This window comes from Micromonospora sp. NPDC049559 (assembly GCF_040676675.1).
Taxonomy (GTDB): Bacteria; Actinomycetota; Actinomycetes; order Mycobacteriales; family Micromonosporaceae; genus JBFAPK01.
Genome location: NZ_JBFAPK010000007.1, coordinates 190,152 through 205,386, shown reverse-complemented (window position 1 = coordinate 205,386; position 15,235 = coordinate 190,152). Strand labels below are relative to the sequence as shown.

General features: G+C 70.2%; 19 protein-coding genes. 14 read left to right on the top strand and 5 right to left on the bottom strand.

The genetic code is table 11. The features are described from left to right. The first annotated feature begins 316 nt into the window (after nucleotides 1-316). Nucleotides 317-580 (top strand): hypothetical protein, encoded by a 264-nt coding sequence (locus AB0J86_RS11915; protein ID WP_363856127.1) that lies wholly within the window; start codon nucleotides 317-319, stop codon nucleotides 578-580. Nucleotides 581-680: 100 nt separating this feature from the next. Here the strand turns inward: AB0J86_RS11915 and AB0J86_RS11910 are convergent, their stop codons facing one another. Further along, nucleotides 681-1,331 (bottom strand): response regulator transcription factor, encoded by a 651-nt coding sequence (locus AB0J86_RS11910; protein ID WP_363856125.1) that lies wholly within the window; start codon nucleotides 1,329-1,331, stop codon nucleotides 681-683. Beyond that, complete coding sequence (locus tag AB0J86_RS11905; RefSeq protein ID WP_363856123.1) at nucleotides 1,316-2,512, bottom strand: histidine kinase; 1,197 nt, start codon at nucleotides 2,510-2,512, stop codon at nucleotides 1,316-1,318. The genes AB0J86_RS11910 and AB0J86_RS11905 overlap by 16 nt, the downstream gene beginning before the upstream one ends. 255 nt (nucleotides 2,513-2,767) lie before the next feature. On the opposite strand from AB0J86_RS11905, the gene AB0J86_RS11900 reads away from it, so the two are divergent. Then, on the top strand, nucleotides 2,768-3,271 hold the full coding sequence (locus tag AB0J86_RS11900) for a hypothetical protein (protein ID WP_363856122.1): 504 nt from the start codon (nucleotides 2,768-2,770) through the stop codon (nucleotides 3,269-3,271). 55 nt (nucleotides 3,272-3,326) lie between these two features. On the opposite strand, the gene AB0J86_RS11895 is transcribed toward AB0J86_RS11900, so the two are convergent. Then, nucleotides 3,327-3,914 carry a pyridoxamine 5'-phosphate oxidase family protein gene (locus AB0J86_RS11895; protein WP_363856121.1) on the bottom strand — a complete coding sequence of 196 codons (588 nt, stop codon included), beginning with the start codon at nucleotides 3,912-3,914 and terminating at the stop codon, nucleotides 3,327-3,329. Nucleotides 3,915-4,129: 215 nt separating this feature from the next. Between AB0J86_RS11895 and AB0J86_RS11890 the strand changes: the two genes are divergently transcribed. The 9 genes from AB0J86_RS11890 (at nucleotide 4,130) to AB0J86_RS11850 (ending at nucleotide 9,737) form a co-directional block, all read left to right on the top strand. Then, complete coding sequence (locus tag AB0J86_RS11890; protein ID WP_363856119.1) at nucleotides 4,130-4,747, top strand: thymidylate synthase; 618 nt, start codon at nucleotides 4,130-4,132, stop codon at nucleotides 4,745-4,747. Continuing rightward, nucleotides 4,747-5,712, top strand: a complete 966-nt coding sequence (locus tag AB0J86_RS11885; protein WP_363856117.1) for a hypothetical protein — start codon at nucleotides 4,747-4,749, stop codon at nucleotides 5,710-5,712. The genes AB0J86_RS11890 and AB0J86_RS11885 overlap by 1 nt, the downstream gene beginning before the upstream one ends. 125 nt (nucleotides 5,713-5,837) lie before the next feature. Further along, the gene (locus AB0J86_RS11880) at nucleotides 5,838-6,266 is read left to right on the top strand and encodes a hypothetical protein (RefSeq protein WP_363856115.1); all 429 of its coding nucleotides are present in this window, start codon (nucleotides 5,838-5,840) and stop codon (nucleotides 6,264-6,266) included. 72 nt (nucleotides 6,267-6,338) lie between these two features. After that, complete coding sequence (locus AB0J86_RS11875; protein ID WP_363856113.1) at nucleotides 6,339-6,644, top strand: hypothetical protein; 306 nt, start codon at nucleotides 6,339-6,341, stop codon at nucleotides 6,642-6,644. After that, entirely contained in the window at nucleotides 6,637-7,206 is a 570-nt protein-coding gene (locus AB0J86_RS11870) for a GTP cyclohydrolase I (RefSeq protein WP_363856112.1), read from the top strand. The genes AB0J86_RS11875 and AB0J86_RS11870 overlap by 8 nt, the downstream gene beginning before the upstream one ends. Beyond that, nucleotides 7,203-7,712 carry a thiamine pyrophosphate-binding protein gene (locus tag AB0J86_RS11865; RefSeq protein WP_363856110.1) on the top strand — a complete coding sequence of 170 codons (510 nt, stop codon included), beginning with the start codon at nucleotides 7,203-7,205 and terminating at the stop codon, nucleotides 7,710-7,712. Before AB0J86_RS11870 ends, AB0J86_RS11865 begins: the two co-directional genes overlap by 4 nt. Next, on the top strand, nucleotides 7,699-8,292 hold the full coding sequence (locus AB0J86_RS11860; RefSeq protein ID WP_363856108.1) for a thiamine pyrophosphate-dependent enzyme: 594 nt from the start codon (nucleotides 7,699-7,701) through the stop codon (nucleotides 8,290-8,292). Before AB0J86_RS11865 ends, AB0J86_RS11860 begins: the two co-directional genes overlap by 14 nt. Before the next feature lie 12 nt (nucleotides 8,293-8,304). Then, nucleotides 8,305-9,339 (top strand): hypothetical protein, encoded by a 1,035-nt coding sequence (locus AB0J86_RS11855; protein WP_363856106.1) that lies wholly within the window; start codon nucleotides 8,305-8,307, stop codon nucleotides 9,337-9,339. A 2-nt stretch (nucleotides 9,340-9,341) separates the two neighbouring features. Then, nucleotides 9,342-9,737 carry an NUDIX domain-containing protein gene (locus AB0J86_RS11850; protein WP_363856104.1) on the top strand — a complete coding sequence of 132 codons (396 nt, stop codon included), beginning with the start codon at nucleotides 9,342-9,344 and terminating at the stop codon, nucleotides 9,735-9,737. Between the two features lie 78 nt (nucleotides 9,738-9,815). Here AB0J86_RS11850 and AB0J86_RS11845 read toward each other — a convergent pair whose 3' ends face one another. Further along, nucleotides 9,816-11,105, bottom strand: a complete 1,290-nt coding sequence (locus tag AB0J86_RS11845; RefSeq protein ID WP_363856102.1) for a phosphodiester glycosidase family protein — start codon at nucleotides 11,103-11,105, stop codon at nucleotides 9,816-9,818. Nucleotides 11,106-11,390: 285 nt separating this feature from the next. After that, the gene (locus tag AB0J86_RS11840; RefSeq protein WP_363856100.1) at nucleotides 11,391-12,023 is read right to left on the bottom strand and encodes a LysE family translocator; all 633 of its coding nucleotides are present in this window, start codon (nucleotides 12,021-12,023) and stop codon (nucleotides 11,391-11,393) included. Nucleotides 12,024-12,192: 169 nt separating this feature from the next. Between AB0J86_RS11840 and AB0J86_RS11835 the strand changes: the two genes are divergently transcribed. The 3 genes from AB0J86_RS11835 (at nucleotide 12,193) to AB0J86_RS11825 (ending at nucleotide 15,183) form a co-directional block, all read left to right on the top strand. Next, a complete protein-coding gene (locus tag AB0J86_RS11835; RefSeq protein ID WP_363856098.1) occupies nucleotides 12,193-13,137 on the top strand; it encodes a transporter substrate-binding domain-containing protein in 945 nt (314 codons plus the stop codon). Further along, nucleotides 13,134-14,330 carry a hypothetical protein gene (locus AB0J86_RS11830; protein ID WP_363856096.1) on the top strand — a complete coding sequence of 399 codons (1,197 nt, stop codon included), beginning with the start codon at nucleotides 13,134-13,136 and terminating at the stop codon, nucleotides 14,328-14,330. The genes AB0J86_RS11835 and AB0J86_RS11830 overlap by 4 nt, the downstream gene beginning before the upstream one ends. Before the next feature lie 229 nt (nucleotides 14,331-14,559). Then, a complete protein-coding gene (locus tag AB0J86_RS11825) occupies nucleotides 14,560-15,183 on the top strand; it encodes a hypothetical protein (RefSeq protein ID WP_363856094.1) in 624 nt (207 codons plus the stop codon). Nucleotides 15,184-15,235: the final 52 nt, after the last annotated feature.

Genomic DNA, 15,235 nt, shown 5'->3' with positions numbered 1-15,235 from the left:
GGAGCACGGCCCTGATCGTGGCGCCAGCGCCGAGCAGTTGTGTTCCGTTCGCGTACGCGGAGCGTCGCAGGCACCAGCTTGATGGGAAGGCCGAACGCTAGCCGGAGCGCGCATTCTTCGCTGTGCTTGTCAACCCGTTGTTCCCAGGTTGCGGGCCGCGTCGATCCTCGGATGGGAACTCATGCGCCCTGGGAACTCGCGCACGGCGCGATTCGCGGCACTGTGCCTTCCTCATGACATCCGATAGTGTTCGTGCGGTCACGCGGGCGTAGGCGGTGCCACGCGTCGCCAGCGCTGCCATATCGGGGAGGATGGCATGGCCAGCATCGAAGAGGTCAAGAGCGCACTAGCGCAGGCTGCGGAGCAGGGCAACGGCACGGTCAACCAGATTCGCGCCGCCAGTGAGGGCGTCGAGCAGATGTTGACGCGGCTGCGGGCGGTCGCCGCCGGTACCGGACATCCGAAGATCGCCGAGGCCATCGCCCGTGCCGAGCAGAGCAAGCAACGCCTGGCCGAGGCGGCTTCCCTGATCCAGGGAGGCTCCCAGGCCGCACGCGAGTACATCGGGATTCTCGGCTAGTACCACAGCCGGGACGTTGGCCATGGCTGAGCTGTTCAACACCCTGGTCATCGAAGTCAGCCGCCGTCACTGAGCCATGATCACAATCCCCGGCCAAGTACTAGTCGGCCTGGCTGAGGTAGGTGAGTACGGCAAGAACCCGCCGGTTGCTGTCGTCGTGGGCCCTGATCCCGAGTTTGGCGAAGATCGTCGTGGTGTGTTTGCTGATGGCGCCCTCGCTGAGGTGCAGCCGGCGGGCGACGGCGGGATTGGACAGTCCTTCGGCCATGAGCGCGAGTACGGATCGTTCTCGTTCCGTGAGCGCGGCGAGAGGGCTCGTCCTCGGCTGGCCGCCGATCAGCGCCGCCACCACGGCCGGGTCCAGGGCTGTTCCGCCTGCGGCCACCCGTTCCAGGGCCTCGACGAACTGGTCGGCGTCGACGACGCGTTCCTTCAGCAGGTAGCCGACGCCGCCGGACCGGTCGGCGAGGAGTTCGCGGGCGTAAAGCTGCTCGACGTGCTGCGACAGGATCAGAATGGGCAGGCCAGGTAGGTGCTGTCGGCCAGCCAGCGCGGCCCGGAGGCCCTCGTCGGTCTGGGTGGGTGGCATGCGTACGTCGATAATCGACACGTCGGGGGCGTGCTCGATCAGTGCCAGGGCGGTCGACGGCCCGTCCCGCGTAGTGGCGATCACGGTGTGCCCGTAGTCCCTCATGAGTCGGACGAGCCCATCCCGCAGGAGGTAGAGGTCTTCGGCTACGAGTACTCGCATGGCACCACCATTGTCGCTGTCGTCGGCCCGCCCGGAGGGCTGGATATCGCGAGCGTCCCGCCGAACGGCGCGAGGCGCTGCTCCAGCCCGCGCAGGCCGCCTTGTCGGGAGACCGCGGCACCGCCCGATCCGTCGTCGCTGACCGTGATCCGCACCGCGTCCGCCGTCTGCTCCGCAATTATCGTCACTGCGGACGCGTGCGCGTGCTTCACAGCATTGGTGAGTAACTCGGTGACGCCGAAGTACAGCGCCGACTCGGCGGGAAGTTCGAGCCGGCCCTTGATCGTCGAGCGCACCCGGACCGTGAGCGGGATGTTCAGCGCCAGCGCCCGGATCGCCTCGACCAGGCCGCGCTCGATCAGCACGGGCGGTGTGATTCCGCGCACGAGTTCGCGCAGTTCCGCGACGGCCGCGGTCGTCGAGCGGCGCGCCTCGGCGAGGAGCCGCGCGGCGCGGTTCGGATCGGACCGCAGCGCGCGCTCGACGCTGGCGAGCGTCATGCCGAGGGCCACGAGTCGGGCTTGGGCGCCGTCGTGCAGGTCGCGTTCGATTCGGCGGATCTCGGCCGCCTGGGTCACGGTCATGTCCGCCTGGGTGGCGACGAGGTCCCGTATCCGTTCGGAAAGGCGGGCTGCCTCGGATTTCGCCAGGACCGCGGCGGCGGCCGGGCCCACCACGCGCCACGCGTACGGTGCGCTGGCGACGCCGAGTAGGAACGGGAGGGCCGCCAACCAGGGCAGGTGCTCGGCTGTCGCGACGCTCACCGCGACGGCGACACTGACCGGAGGGAGCGCCACGACGGGCCCGATCGCGAGCGGTACGAATGCCAGCCAGGCGTAGTCCCGCCATGCCGCCGGGTCTCGCGTACGCGAGCGCAGCCACCGCTGCATGATGCTGTACGCCTTCCAGCGGTCGTAACTGTATCCGTTCCACCAGTAACCGGTCGACATTTTCCTCAGCGGCGCCGTGGGGCGGTACGGCGAGGCGATTTTCCGTTCGGTCCAGTGGTGCACGAGTGTCCGGACGTGTTGGCAGATCGGCCTACCGAACAGGATGAACAGCAGGTAGGTTCCGAAAACGGTCCACCACACCCCCAGCGCCACGTTCGGCGCGTTCCGTATGCTCCACACCCCGATCGCGGTTTCGAGCGCGGGTAGGACGAAGAGCAGCACCGTCAGCACCAGTGAGCGGTACGCGCCGACGGCGGCGGCTGCCAACCACCGTGCCGGCGTACGGACCCAACTCACCGGGCCAGTGTCGCAGACGTCTATGAGCTGCTGACCCCCACGCGGCAGGCCCGGACAGAATGTGGGGCCAGGCCCACCGCGAAGTGGGATCGGCCCCACCCTGGTGTGGGTCTACACCCGTGTTCCGTGGCCCCGGCCGCTCCTAGTGTCGATGGCGGCTATTCGTCCGACAGGGTGTCAGGGGTTATCGTGAGCGGAAAGCAGTCGGTTGTTGTCGTCGTCGCCATTGTGGCTTACGTAATCTTTTACTTTGCGCGCCAGGTCAGTTGGCAGGTTTTCAAGCCTCGCACGGTCTACAGCATGCCGCTGTTGATGCTCGGCGGCGGGGCATTTCTTCTCTACAAACAGAATCCGACCCTGCCGCGAATCGGGCCGCTCGATATCGGTGTCCTCGCCCTCGAACTGCTCGCGGCTGTCGCCGTGGGGTGCGTCCTCGGCTCGCTGACGCAATTCTCGCGTACCTCCGGAGTATTGCGCTATCGACTCCGTCCGGTCGGCCTGGTGCTGTGGATCGGATTCCTCGCCCTGCGAACCGTGATCACCTACGGCCTGGCCGGTCTGGGCGCCCACTGGATCGCGGCGGCCAGTGCCAGTTTCCTGCTGGTCCTCGGAGCGATCAAAGTCGGGCAGCTTCCCTTCATCGTGGTCCGCAGCATGTCATCCGCCCGCCACGTGGGACACTCCCGGTACTGAGGGACGAGTTCGCGCGAGGTCGTCTCATCTCATCGCCAGGTAGTGCGCTCTCCAGCTACCGCGGCGTGGGCGGCAGCGGCAGGGGTAGGCCGGGCAGGCCGTCGATGCTGGTCGCGACGTGCTCCTTCTTCTCGAAGTACGCGCTCAGCGACTCGTCGTCCTCCCGGGCGAAGCGCTTGCCGTGCAGGTCGCGGTCCGCGTCGTACGTCATGAAGGGCACCGCGTAGCCGCACGTGTCCCGGATCAACTCGGCCCGTACGACGATGATCGCGCGCAGCCCGTGCAGGCTGGGATCGATGTCCGGGAAGTACCCGATCAGCTCCGCCCAGCGGGGGTCGTCGCGGAAGACCGGCTCGCCGCGTCCGTGCACGCGCACGATGTTCGGCGGGCCCTGGAAGGCGCACCACATCAGCGTTATCCGGCCGTTCTCGCGCAGGTGGGCCACGGTCTCGGCGTTGCTGCCGGCGAAGTCCAGGTACGCCACCGTGCGGTCGTCGAGCACGGCGAAGGAGCCGGTCAGCCCCTTGGGGGAGAGGTTGACCGTGCCGGAGCCGGCGAGGGGGGCGGTCGCGGTGAAGAAGATGTGCTGCGCCTCGATGAAGTCACGCAGCCGACCGTCGATACGCTCGTACGTCTTTCCCATGATCAAGATTATGGTCGGCGCCCGGGCACGGGCGGCAACGCTTTCCGACCCGTGGAACCCGGTCGACGCGACGGGGCGGCCGAGGGGACGTACCGCCCATCGTCCGGTCGGATCCTTTGATCGATCGGTGTCGTCCGGTAACGTCCCCCGCACCGGACGTACCGGACCTGGTCCGGCTCCGGTGACGGAAGGTCGCGGCGGCTGGGGGCGTATGCGTGGAAGTCTCGATTGAGACCGTGGAAACCGGCTGGCCGCAGGTACTGGACCTGTTCCGGGACGGCGCGGCGGCCCGGGTCGCCACCCGGCACGGCATCTCGTTCGACCTGCCCGGTCTCACCGTCTGGCTCCGCAACCCGAACGACCTGTCCGCTCCGGCCGACTACCGGTACCCGGAACTCATCAAGGACTACCGGGACCGGCTCTTCGGTACGCAACGCGACAAGTCGCTGCTGTTTCAGCGGATGCGCCGGTGGCGCGAGGACGACATCGACGCGTTCGACCAGGTTGAGCGCATCATCAACCTGCTGCGCCGGGAACCGAGCAGCCGCTCCGCGGTCTTCTCCACCTGGCTGCCCCCGGCCGACCTGGAGGCCGCCTTTCCCGTCTCGCCGGTCGGCGGTGCGGTGCGGGTGGTCGGCGACACGCTGCACCTCTTCGTGACCGCGCGGAGCGTCGACGTCTGGGTCGGCTTCGTACCGGAACTGCTCGCCTTCGCGCAGCTCGCCAACGAATTCGCCCTCGACCTCGGCGTGCGGCGCAGCACGGTGTCGTACCAGTGCTGGAGCGCCCACCTCTACGAGGTCGACTTCCTGACCTATCTCACGAGGCAGTGATGGAACGATCGCTCACGATGCTGGACAGCGGGCTCGTCGGGTACGACACGCTGGACCGGATCCTGCAGGCGGTCGTCTTCTTCGCCGACTCGATCGCGATCCGGTCGTCGTACGAGGTGGCCCCGACGGACCGGGCCGACGCCGCGCTGATCGAACGCCGCGTGCTGGAGCTGCGGGACCAGGGCTTCGTGAAGCTCTGGGCGCACGAGTACGAGGTGGACGACTCGGGCGAGGTCCGAACCCCGACCGCCGCCGACGGAACCCGGCGCCCCAGCGACCTGGTCCTGCCGACCGCGACCCTCGGCGCCGGACTGGGCGAGATGGACGAGGTGATGCGCTCGGTCCGGGAACTGGCCTACGACGGCGAGTCCGGTGCGCCGGCGAAGCTGCGGCAGGGAACGGCCGAGATCGTGGGGCTGCGCAACCACCTCGCCTCACTGGTGATCTCCAGCGAGCTCAACCAGGACGGCATGCTGACCAACCCGGCGGTGCGTACCGCGCTGACCCGGAGTTTCCGCGGCGGCTCCGGGGAGAGCTTCCAGACCGCGGTGGTGCGGGACGTCATCGCCCAGATGCAGCTCGGCTCGCTGACGCGGCTCACGCCCGACCAGGTCGAGGAGTGCCGCCGGTTCAGCCGCGACTTCCGCCTGCTGCTCGACGAGTCGCTGCTGGCGGTCGCCCGGGGCGTGGACCCGGTGCTGACCCCCGAGGCCACCGCGCGGGAGATCATGAACCGGTACCGGGCCATCTCGGCGGAGTACGCGCTGCCGAAACTGGGACCCGAGATCAGTGGCGAGATCGTCTGGGACGTGCTGGGCGCCACCATTCCCGCCAGCATCGTCCTGAAGTACGGCACCAAGGCGTTCCGGTGGCGGCGGATCGCCCAGGAGCTGCGGCCGTACCTGCTGCTGATGCATCTGGAGCGGGCGCTCTACCAGAAGGGGGACCCGCACATGAAGACGTGATTTGACAGTTGGAGATGGTGCGTCCACGTTGTCGACAAGACGACGATTTGAGACAGTGGCCCTATCGCTCTCGATGCCAGTTGGGGCCGGCACCGCAGCCGAGATCAGCCAGGGAGGAGAGATCGATGCCGTTGGTAGTCGGCGGGATCGGCCAGGAGATGTGCCGAACGATCATCCGCGCCGGGGTCGACCTGTCGATCGGGCAGCACATCGGCTGGCGGGTGGCGGACGGAGTCGAACGGGGCTCCCTGGTCGCGCTCTCCCGCGAACTGCGCTCCTGCCAGGCCGACGGCCGCGGCTTCGCGCTGCCGGAATCGGTACGGGACGTGTTCGGCCTGCGGTTCGACATCGCCGACACCGCGTATCCGCTGGCGATTCTCTATCTCTGGATTCTGGGCAGCCTCGACGACCAGACCAGTCCGGATCGTGAGCGAAATGCCGCCAACGCCCTTCTGTGGCAGCTAAGCCGGCTTGCGCCGGATCTGCCGTACCGGGAATTCCAGGAGCTTCGGCGGGCTCTTGACCGTGTGGCGAGCGTCGATGTAGAAACGTAGTTCCAGGCTGGCGTTGCGATAATTGAACCCGCCGGAGTTCCACGGCGGAGGACCACGAAAGCGCGGTGACCCGTGGATCCTGCAAACGACCAGGTCGGTACCGAGATTGTTTTCGAGGACGAAAACGTACGGGTGTGGCTGCTCGACCTGCCGCCGCAGGCGTCCTCTCCATGGCACACCCACCGCGTCCCCTACCGTTACGTGGTGACCCGGGCCGGGCCGGTGGCGACCGAATACCAGGACGGGCGGCTGGAATACCAGGACGACAGGGTCGGCGATTCCTGTCGCCGATCCGACAACGAACCGCATCGTCTCGTCAATCTCGGCGATTCCCTCTATCAGAACGTCATCGTAGAATTCCTGACGCCTCATGGGTGACCCGCAACAGGCGCTCAACGACTGGGTCGCCTCGCTGCATCCCGATCTCCCCGAGGTCGCCGCGGCGGTCGCCGATTCACAGGCCGAGGCGCCGGAACGCATTTCCAACGCCTACCGGGAATTGCTCTCCGGATACCGGATCGACCGGGCCGACCTCATCAAGGTCACCGTCGAACTCGATCCCACGGTCGAGTACGACGGCGTGGTCACGGCCCAGGACATCCCCTTCGTGTCGCTCTGCGCGCACCACCTGCTTCCCTTCTTCGGCCACGTGGCGATGGCCTACCAGCCGGGCGCCATGATCCTTGGTATCGGCAAGCTGCCACGGCTGGTGGAGATGCGGGCGCGGCGGTTCCAGATCCAGGAGTTCCTCGCCCGCGACCTCTGCGAGGACCTGATGGAGGCGGTAGGGGCCCGGGGCGCGTTCGTCCGGACCACCGCCCAGCACCTCTGCGTCTGCGGGCGCGGCCCGAACAAGCAGGAGGTCTGGAACACCACGACGTACGCGCGCGGCAGCCTCGGCCAGTGGCGTGACCTGCCCGCCGGAAGCGCCCGGCGGTGAGCCGCGTCGAGTGGGAGAGGCTCTTTCCCGCGGAGATCGACTGTGTCGTCACCGTTCCGGATTCGATGCTGACCCCGGTCGTCCGGCGGGTGGTCGAGACGACCGGCCTGGACTACCTGCAGACCGTGCACGAGTCCCAGGCGGTCGCCGTGGCGGTGGGGCTGGCCCTGGCCGGGCGCCGTCCCCTGGTCTGCATGGAGAACTCGGGCCTGCGGGCGGCCGGCGAGACCATCGCGCGGCTCGTGGTGCTGCACCAGTTGCCGCTGCTGGCGCTCGTCTCCGACCGCGGCGGGTACGGCGACCCGAACTGGTGGGCGCAGCACCACTCCGACCACATGCGCGGGCTGATCTCGCTCTTCGCCCTGGTCGGCGCGGTGGCCGCGACCCCGGCCGAGCTGACCCGGGCACTGCGCGGCGGGCTCGACGTGGTGGCGACCCGGATGCGCGCCGCGGTCGTGGTGGCCACCCCCGAGCTGCTGGAGGGGCTGCGCCGTGAACTCGGATGAGGCGGTGGGCGCGCTGCGGGACGCCCTGGGCCGGGACGTGGCGGTGGTCGCCGGGGTGGGCCGGTCCGGCTGGGCCGCCGGCCGGTACTGGCCGGAGCGGACGCTGCACCTGGACGCGCTCGGCGACGTGCTCCCGGTCGCGTCGGGGCTCGCCCTCGGGCTGGGACCGGCCGGCCGGGTCATCTCGGTCGAGGGGGACGGCTCCCTGCTGTTCGGGCTGGCCGGACTCGCCACCCTGGCCGGCCTGCGCGAGCGGCTCCACGGGTTCACCGCCGTGGTCCTCGACAACGAGCGGTACGAGTCAGGCGGGAACCAGCCCTCCCGCCACTTCCCGCTGGACTGGCCCGCCCTGGTCGGCGCGTTCGGCCTGCCCCTCGGGCAGGCGCACCGGCCGACCGAGGTCGCGGCGGCGCTCGTGGCCGCCGCCCCGGTCGGCGTGCTGCGGCTCGTGGTCCGCGACGAGGCCGCGCTGCCCGCCCCGACCGGTACCGACAACGGCCGCGAGGCGGTGTACGCGTTCCGCCGGATGCTGGAGCTCCGGTACGGGGTACGCCCGAGCGTGCCGGCCCGGAAGTTCTGAGGTGACACGCTGATGCGACTCGTACCGGCCGGGGTGGCGGGTCTGCACCGGCTCGACGGGGTCGGCCGGCTGGAGGCGTACGTCTTCTCCTGCCCGTCCGGTCGCCGGCTGCTGCGCGACCCGACCCTGGTCGGCGCGGCCTTCCAGGACCTGTTGCGGCGCTGCTGCGCCGAGGCGCTCGGCGCGCTGCTGCGACACGACGCCGACCTGGCCCGGGCGCTGGCCACCAGGCCGGCGGACGTGCTCTACATCCTGCGCGGCGGGCTGAACTTCGGGCTGCACGGCGTGCTGGAGGAGCTGTCCGGGCGCCCGTGCCGGGTGAGCTTCCTGAGCAGCCAGCGCCGCGTCGAGCGGGGGCGGCCGGTCGTCACGGGCGACGACTACCGCCGCTTCGACCTGGCCGGGTCGGCCGTGCTCGGCATCGGCGACATCGCGGCCACGGGCCGTACCCTCGGCAACGCGCTCTCGCTGCTCGCCGCCGCCGAACCGGGGCTGCTGCCACCCCGGGTAGTCGTGGTCACCATCGGTACCGTCGACGCGGTACGGCGGCTCGACGAGTTGGCCGGCCGCCTAACCGGGACGAACCCGGCGACACGGCTGACCGTGGTCGCGCTCGAAGGGCTCTTCGGCGTCTACCGCAGCGCGTACGGGCTTCCCTTCCACCTCGACCAGACGGACTTCGTCCGGCGCGGCGGTGTGCTCGCGCCGGAGTTCCGGGCCGAGTCCGCCCGCGACCCGATCGCCCTGCTGGAACGGTGCGTCGTCTACGACGGCGGGCTGCGCGGGTTCTCCCCGGGCGAGCACCTGCGCGGCCTGCTCGATTACTGGGCCGCGCTGTGCGGAGAATTCGCCGCCGAGCCGGAACTGATCCGGCACCATCTCGGGGTCAAGAACGACTTTTCCGCCATTGTGGAAGCCGATCGTGGCGGTGCCCGGGGCGGGTTGGAGCCGACCGCGCGCCCGCTTGACTCGGCAACTCTGCTTGCACAATGCTGTGCCCACCGCGACCGCATCGAATCAATACTCGATCAAATAACCGAGGGCTGATAATGAAGGTCATCGACAAGCTCGCGTGGGTGCACGTGACGGACGGCAAGATCCTCAGCACCAGGTCGTACGGCAAGGACGCGTGGTACATACCGGGCGGCAAGCGGGACGAGGGCGAGACGGATCACGAGGCGCTCAAGCGCGAGATCCGGGAAGAGCTCTGCGTCGAACTGGTCGACGAATCCATCGAACCGATGGAGGTCTTCGAGGCCCAGGCGCACGGAAAGGCCGAGGGCGTCATCGTCCGAATGACCTGTTACCGGGCGGATTTCAAGGGCGAACTCACGCCGGGCGCGGAGATCGAGGAGATGTCGTGGCTCGACTATTCCGGTAGGGAAAAGTCGTCCACGGTGGACAAGCTGATTTTCGACTGGCTGCGCGAGCGCGGCGAACTCTAGCAATCGCCGGGCCGGTTCCGGCCGCGCCCGCGGCGCCGACGGGCGGACGCCCCCCGGCGCCGCGAGCGCGAGGGGGTACTACCGCCCGCGGTAGCGGTCCGTCTTGAAGACGAGCGCGTCACCGACGGCGCGTTCGGCCGTACCGCTCGGCTGGTTGACCAGCGTGCCCCGGACCGACATGGCGGTCGAGCCGCCCCCGTCGAGGTTGATCGCGTCGCGCAGCCCGAGAGCCCTGGCCACCGCCGCCGTCTCGTCCAGCGTGGTGCCGACGCTGCTGGTCATGCGGCCGTCGATGGTGGCGAGCACGATCTTCCCGTCCGCGGTGGTGCCGGCGACGGTACGGGGGTTGCGGGCGAAGAAGCTGTCCGAGCCGTCCGGTACCACGACCTGACCGTCCGCCACGAGGCGGTAGCGGCCGTTGACCGCGAACATTCCCGGTCGGAGCGGGAACCGCTCACCGCGCTCGTCGACCAGGTCGCTCGTCTGCTCGACGCAACCCTGTCCCGCCACGTTTAGCAGGGACGCCGACTCCGCGCCCGTCGCCTGTACCGACGTCTGCCCCTCGGCCAGCGCGGTACCGCGGGTCGTCGCCGTCCGTACCACGCAGCCGCGCCGGTCGAGGACCACCTCGACGCCGGCGCCCGCGGGGGTGGTGGCGGCGAACTCGGGGGTGAACCGGACCACGTCACCGGGGAGCGTGCATGCGGTCGGGTCGGTGAGCGTCGCGCAGTCGGCCGGCACCACCGGCGGGTGGTTGACGAACTCCAGCGGCAGGCTCGCCCCGGTCCGCTTGTTCCGTACGCCACCGGTCCAGCGCAGCTGCCCCATCAGTACGCGGTTGTTGTGCGCGTCCACCACCAGGTCGGCCTCGGCCGGATCGCCCGAGGGCTCGCTGAGCAGCCTGCCGCCGGAGATGCTCAGGCCCACCGGGTCGCCCGGGTACTGCTGGCTCGCCGTGAAGGTGAAGAAGGAGGCGTTCACCCCGGCCAGCGCGCCGGCGGCGCGGACCAGGTCGGTGGTCTTCTCGACGGCGGCCAGGTCCGGCCCGTACGTCGCCTCCAGGTGTCCACGCGAGCGGCGCGGATCGATCGTCAGCACGTTCACCACCCAGGGGCCGCGGGTGGTGGTGTTGATCTGGTCGGCCGGCGCCGGCTCGGTGCCGCGCACGATCCTGGTCAGGGTCACGCCGGCGGCCAACGACTGGCTGCCGCGCGTCTCGGTGAGGTCGGCGTCGCCCAGGGGCAGCGCGGTGGTGGCGGCCTCGGCGTGGCCGCCCGGGGTGAGACCCAGGGCGATCGCGGCCGTCACCACCGCCGTGGCGGCGCCGGCGCGCCGGAACCCGGCGGCGAACAGGCTGGTAGCAGTCATGATCATCATCTTTGTCCGGATAGCGGGCTGGTTCACCGCACAACTGCTGACCGGGGGGCGAACTGTGGGTTACGGCCCTGCTCGTCGTACCGCCCCCGGTGCCCGCCCGACCTGCCGTGGCGAGGTGACCGAGACATCGTCCACCCTCGACGTACCGGGTCGGTCGAGCACGCGCTCTACGGGGTGCTCGCCTTCACCATCGGTCTGGGGCAGCTCTTCTACCACGGCGCGATGCCGTGACCGCCCTCGCGAAAGAGCCGGCGGGTCAGCGGGTGAAGCGGCGCGTCAGCGGGTGAGGGCGAGCCGCACGCCCAGGCCGATGAAGATGCCGCCGGTCGCGGCGTCGATCCGGCGGTGCGCGGCCTGGCGACGGCGCAGCCAGTTGCCGATCCGCCCGGCCAGTACGCCGACCGTGCCGTCCACCAGGAACTCCAGCACGATCAGGATGCTGCCGAGGATGGCGAACTGCAACCAGACCCGGCCCAGCGCCGGGTCGATGAACTGGGGCAGGAAGGCGATGGTGAAGGTGACCATCTTCGGGTTGAGCAGGTTCGTCAGCAGCCCGCTCAGGTACGCCCGCCGGGCCGTGACCCCCGCCGTACCGATCGCCAGCTCGTCCGGGGCCTTGCCCCGCTGCCGGATCATCTGTACGCCGAGGTAAATCAGGTACCCGGCGCCGACGATCCGGACCACCGTGAAGGCGGTCGGTACGGCGGCGAAGAGGGCGGCGAGCCCAGCGGCGGCGACGGCGACGTGGATGGCCTCGCTGGTCGCCACGCCGGTAGTGGCGAGCAGGCCGGCGCGCGGGCCGCCCCGCATTCCGCAGCCCAGGATGAAGAGCATGTCCGGGCCGGGAGTGATCATCGCGATGGTCGTGGTGACCAGGAACGCCACGAGCAGGTGCTGGTCGATCGGCATCGTACGAATCCCCTGTCCCGGCGGCGCTGGCCCCGTAGGGACGATCCTTACAGACGCCGCGACGGCAGCCCGCACGTGGGTTTCGTGGCCACGAAGTGCCATTACGAATCTGGGACCGGGTCGCTACGCTGAGCGTTCGCGTACGCCGACGCCCAGACCGAGGTCGCCGATGAACGAGACAGCTTCGCCGGGTGGTAGCCGGGTCCGCCGGATCATGACGGCCGCGGGGGTGACCCTGACGTTGTTGCTGGCCGCCGGTGCGGGCTGCGACAGCCAGCAGCAGCGGAAGCTGCCGTCCGTACAGGAGAAGATCGAGGAGTCGCACCTCGCCGGGCAAGCCAAGATCAAAATTGGGGTCTCCGACAACGAGCCGCTGATGGCGGACCTCGACCACGGCGTCTACCGCGGTTTCGACATCGAGATCGCCCGGTACATCGCCGACTCGCTCGGCTACGAGAGCGACGAGCGGATCGAGTTCGTACCGACCACCACGGAGGAGCGCATCCCCGCGTTGCAGGGCGGCCGGGTCGACATCGTGGTGTCGAGCTTCTCGATGACGGAGGAGCGGGCGAAGCTGGTCAGCTTCGCCGGGCCGTACTTCGTCACCACCCAGGAGGTGCTGGTCCCGGTCGGCCTGAAGGACAAGATCCGCACCATCGAGGACCTCCGGAACCCGGCCTACCGGGTCTGCACCAGCGGCGGATCCACCTCCGAGAGGGAACTGGCCAACCACCGGATCGACGCGCTGGTCGTGCAGACCGTCGGCGAGTGCGTGCAGGGCATGCTCAACGGCCGGTACCACGCGCTCAGCTCCGACCAGACCATCCTCGCCGGCTTCCTGTCCCAGTACCAGGGCAGGTTCCAGCTCGTGCAGATGCCCTTCGGCACCAGCGAGCTCCTGGGCGTCGGCGTACCGATCACCGATCCGGCGCTGCGTGACCTGGTCGCGTTCTTCCTGCAGAAGAGCTACGAGGCCGGGCGGAAGGGCCAGGCCAGCCCGTGGCAGACGGCGTACAACAACACCCTCGGCCGCTGGCTGGGACCGGAGAACACCCAGCCACCGCCCCAGCAGGTCCCCGAACTCGTCGACTTCGACGACAAGGCGCCCCGGTGACCGTACCGGCCCGGGGCGGGTCGACCGGGTCGACCGGGTCAGGCGGGTCGGGCGGGTCGGGCGGGTCGGGCGGAGCCGGGCGTACCGGCCCGGACCAGGCCGAGCGGAAGGCACGGGCCAGCCAGTCCTTCTGGACCATGGTGGTCGGCGTACCGGCGATCTTCTCCGTACTGCGGCTCGGGGTGGAGGCGGGCGGCGAACTCCAGACGACGCTGCTGCTGGTCGCCAACGTCGGCCCGGTCAACCTCGTCGCCGGGCTCTTCACCACCGCCGCGCGGCTCGTCTCGACCGGGCTCGTGGCGATCTTCGCGATCGGCGGGGTGCTCTCCGTCAGCGCCGACCAGGCCGCGGCCGACCGGGCAGCCGAGGCCGACCGGGTCGCGGCTGACCGGGCCCAGGCTGACCGGACTGCGGCCGACCGCGCCGTCGAGGCCGACCGGGTCGAGGGCGACGGGGACGCCGCCGGGCGGGCCGTGCCGAGGCACCCGCTCTTCGCGCGCTGGACCGAGATGACCCCGGCCTGGTTCATCGTCGCCACCTTCGCCGTCGCCGTCACCACCTGGCAGATCCTCTACCTGCCGTTGCTGCTGCCGGCGCTCGTCGCCGCCTTCCAGATCACCCCGGCACGCGTACACGAGCTGCCCGTCCCTCGGGCGGCGCTGATTCTGGCGGCGCTCGGGGCGTACGGCTGGCTGCTCCTGCCGACCCTGGTCGACGCCGCCCGGCAGTCGGATCTCGTACCGCTGCTGCTGCTCTCCGTACCGCCGCTGCTGGCCCTGGTCGTCGCCGGCCCGGTGCCGGCGTTCTTCATCCGGCCGCTCGCGGCGGTGGCGCAGGTCGCCGTGCTCGCGATGCTCCTCTGGGCGGCGGTACCGGTGATCACGACGCCGGTGCTGCCGCTCACCGTCACCACCGTGGACGACGGAAAGGGCGGTACCGAGGACGTGCGCGGCCACGTCGTCACCGTGGACGACGTCAACACGGTCATCCTCCAGGAACGCGGCGGGGTGCGCTACGTCCCGGTCGAGCGGGTCCGGTCGCAGGTGCTCTGCCCGACCGAGCGGGAGCTGCCCCGACACCGGCTGCGGATCCGGAACTTCCACGTGGAGGACTCGCTGCTGGAGGCGCTGGGCCGGCGGGTACGCCCGGTGACCCGCATCGACGCGACCTGCCGCATCGCGCCGGACCCGTGAGCCGCGGCGTCCCGCGTCCCGCCGAACCCGTGACCGCGGCGTCCCGCGTCCCCGGGCGGCCGGGTCCGCGCCGATCCTGTCCCGTTGCGGTCGTGTCCCGGTCGGCGGGCCGTCCGGGACAGTACCGGTCGGGCGATGACCTTGTGGCTTCCGGGGCCGGACGGCTTGAGTGGGTGGCGAAGGCGTCCCGAGCCGCGCAGCCGCCGGCTCCGCCCGCGTAAGGAACCCGATGAGAGACACGCTGGGCCGGCTGCTGGCGTCCCTGACCGGAATCGCCGTGGCGCTCGGCGCGACCATCCTGCTGACCGGTCCGGCCGTGGTCACGGGTGGCAGCCTCTACCACGCCACCCGCACGGTCTACTCGCCCGAGCTGGGCGGCTGCTTCCGGATCACGCTCGCTGGCGAGATCAGGTACCGCCGTACCGCCGTCCGGGCCGGGACCGCGAACCTCCGGGCCGTCGCCGACCGGACGCTCGCCGATCCCGCCCTCAAGGTGCAGGGGTACGGCGGCAGCCGCTGCCGTACGCCGCGCCGGCTGTCCCGGGTGGAGCTGCGCCAGGACTGGTACGACGCGAGCTGCCGTCCGGCCCCCGGCGTCTCCGTCACCGGCACCGGGTTCGCGGTCGCGGTGGCGCCCACCGTCGCCTGCGACGCGCTCGTCGCCGTGGCCGGACGGTCGAGCGGCGCGGGCGGCAACCTCTCCGCGTACCGACAGGTCAACCCCGGGCGGGTGGTGCGCTTCGCGGACCGGGTCCGGTGGCGTGACCGGTGCCTGGCGGTGGACGCGACCGCCACCGTCCATCTCCCGGACGGTTCGGACACCGTCCGCGCCAGCTTCGAAATCTGCCCCTGACGCGGCGGTCTACGAGCGCGTCGGCCAAGTGCCGACGGGCCGGCGGCCCTAC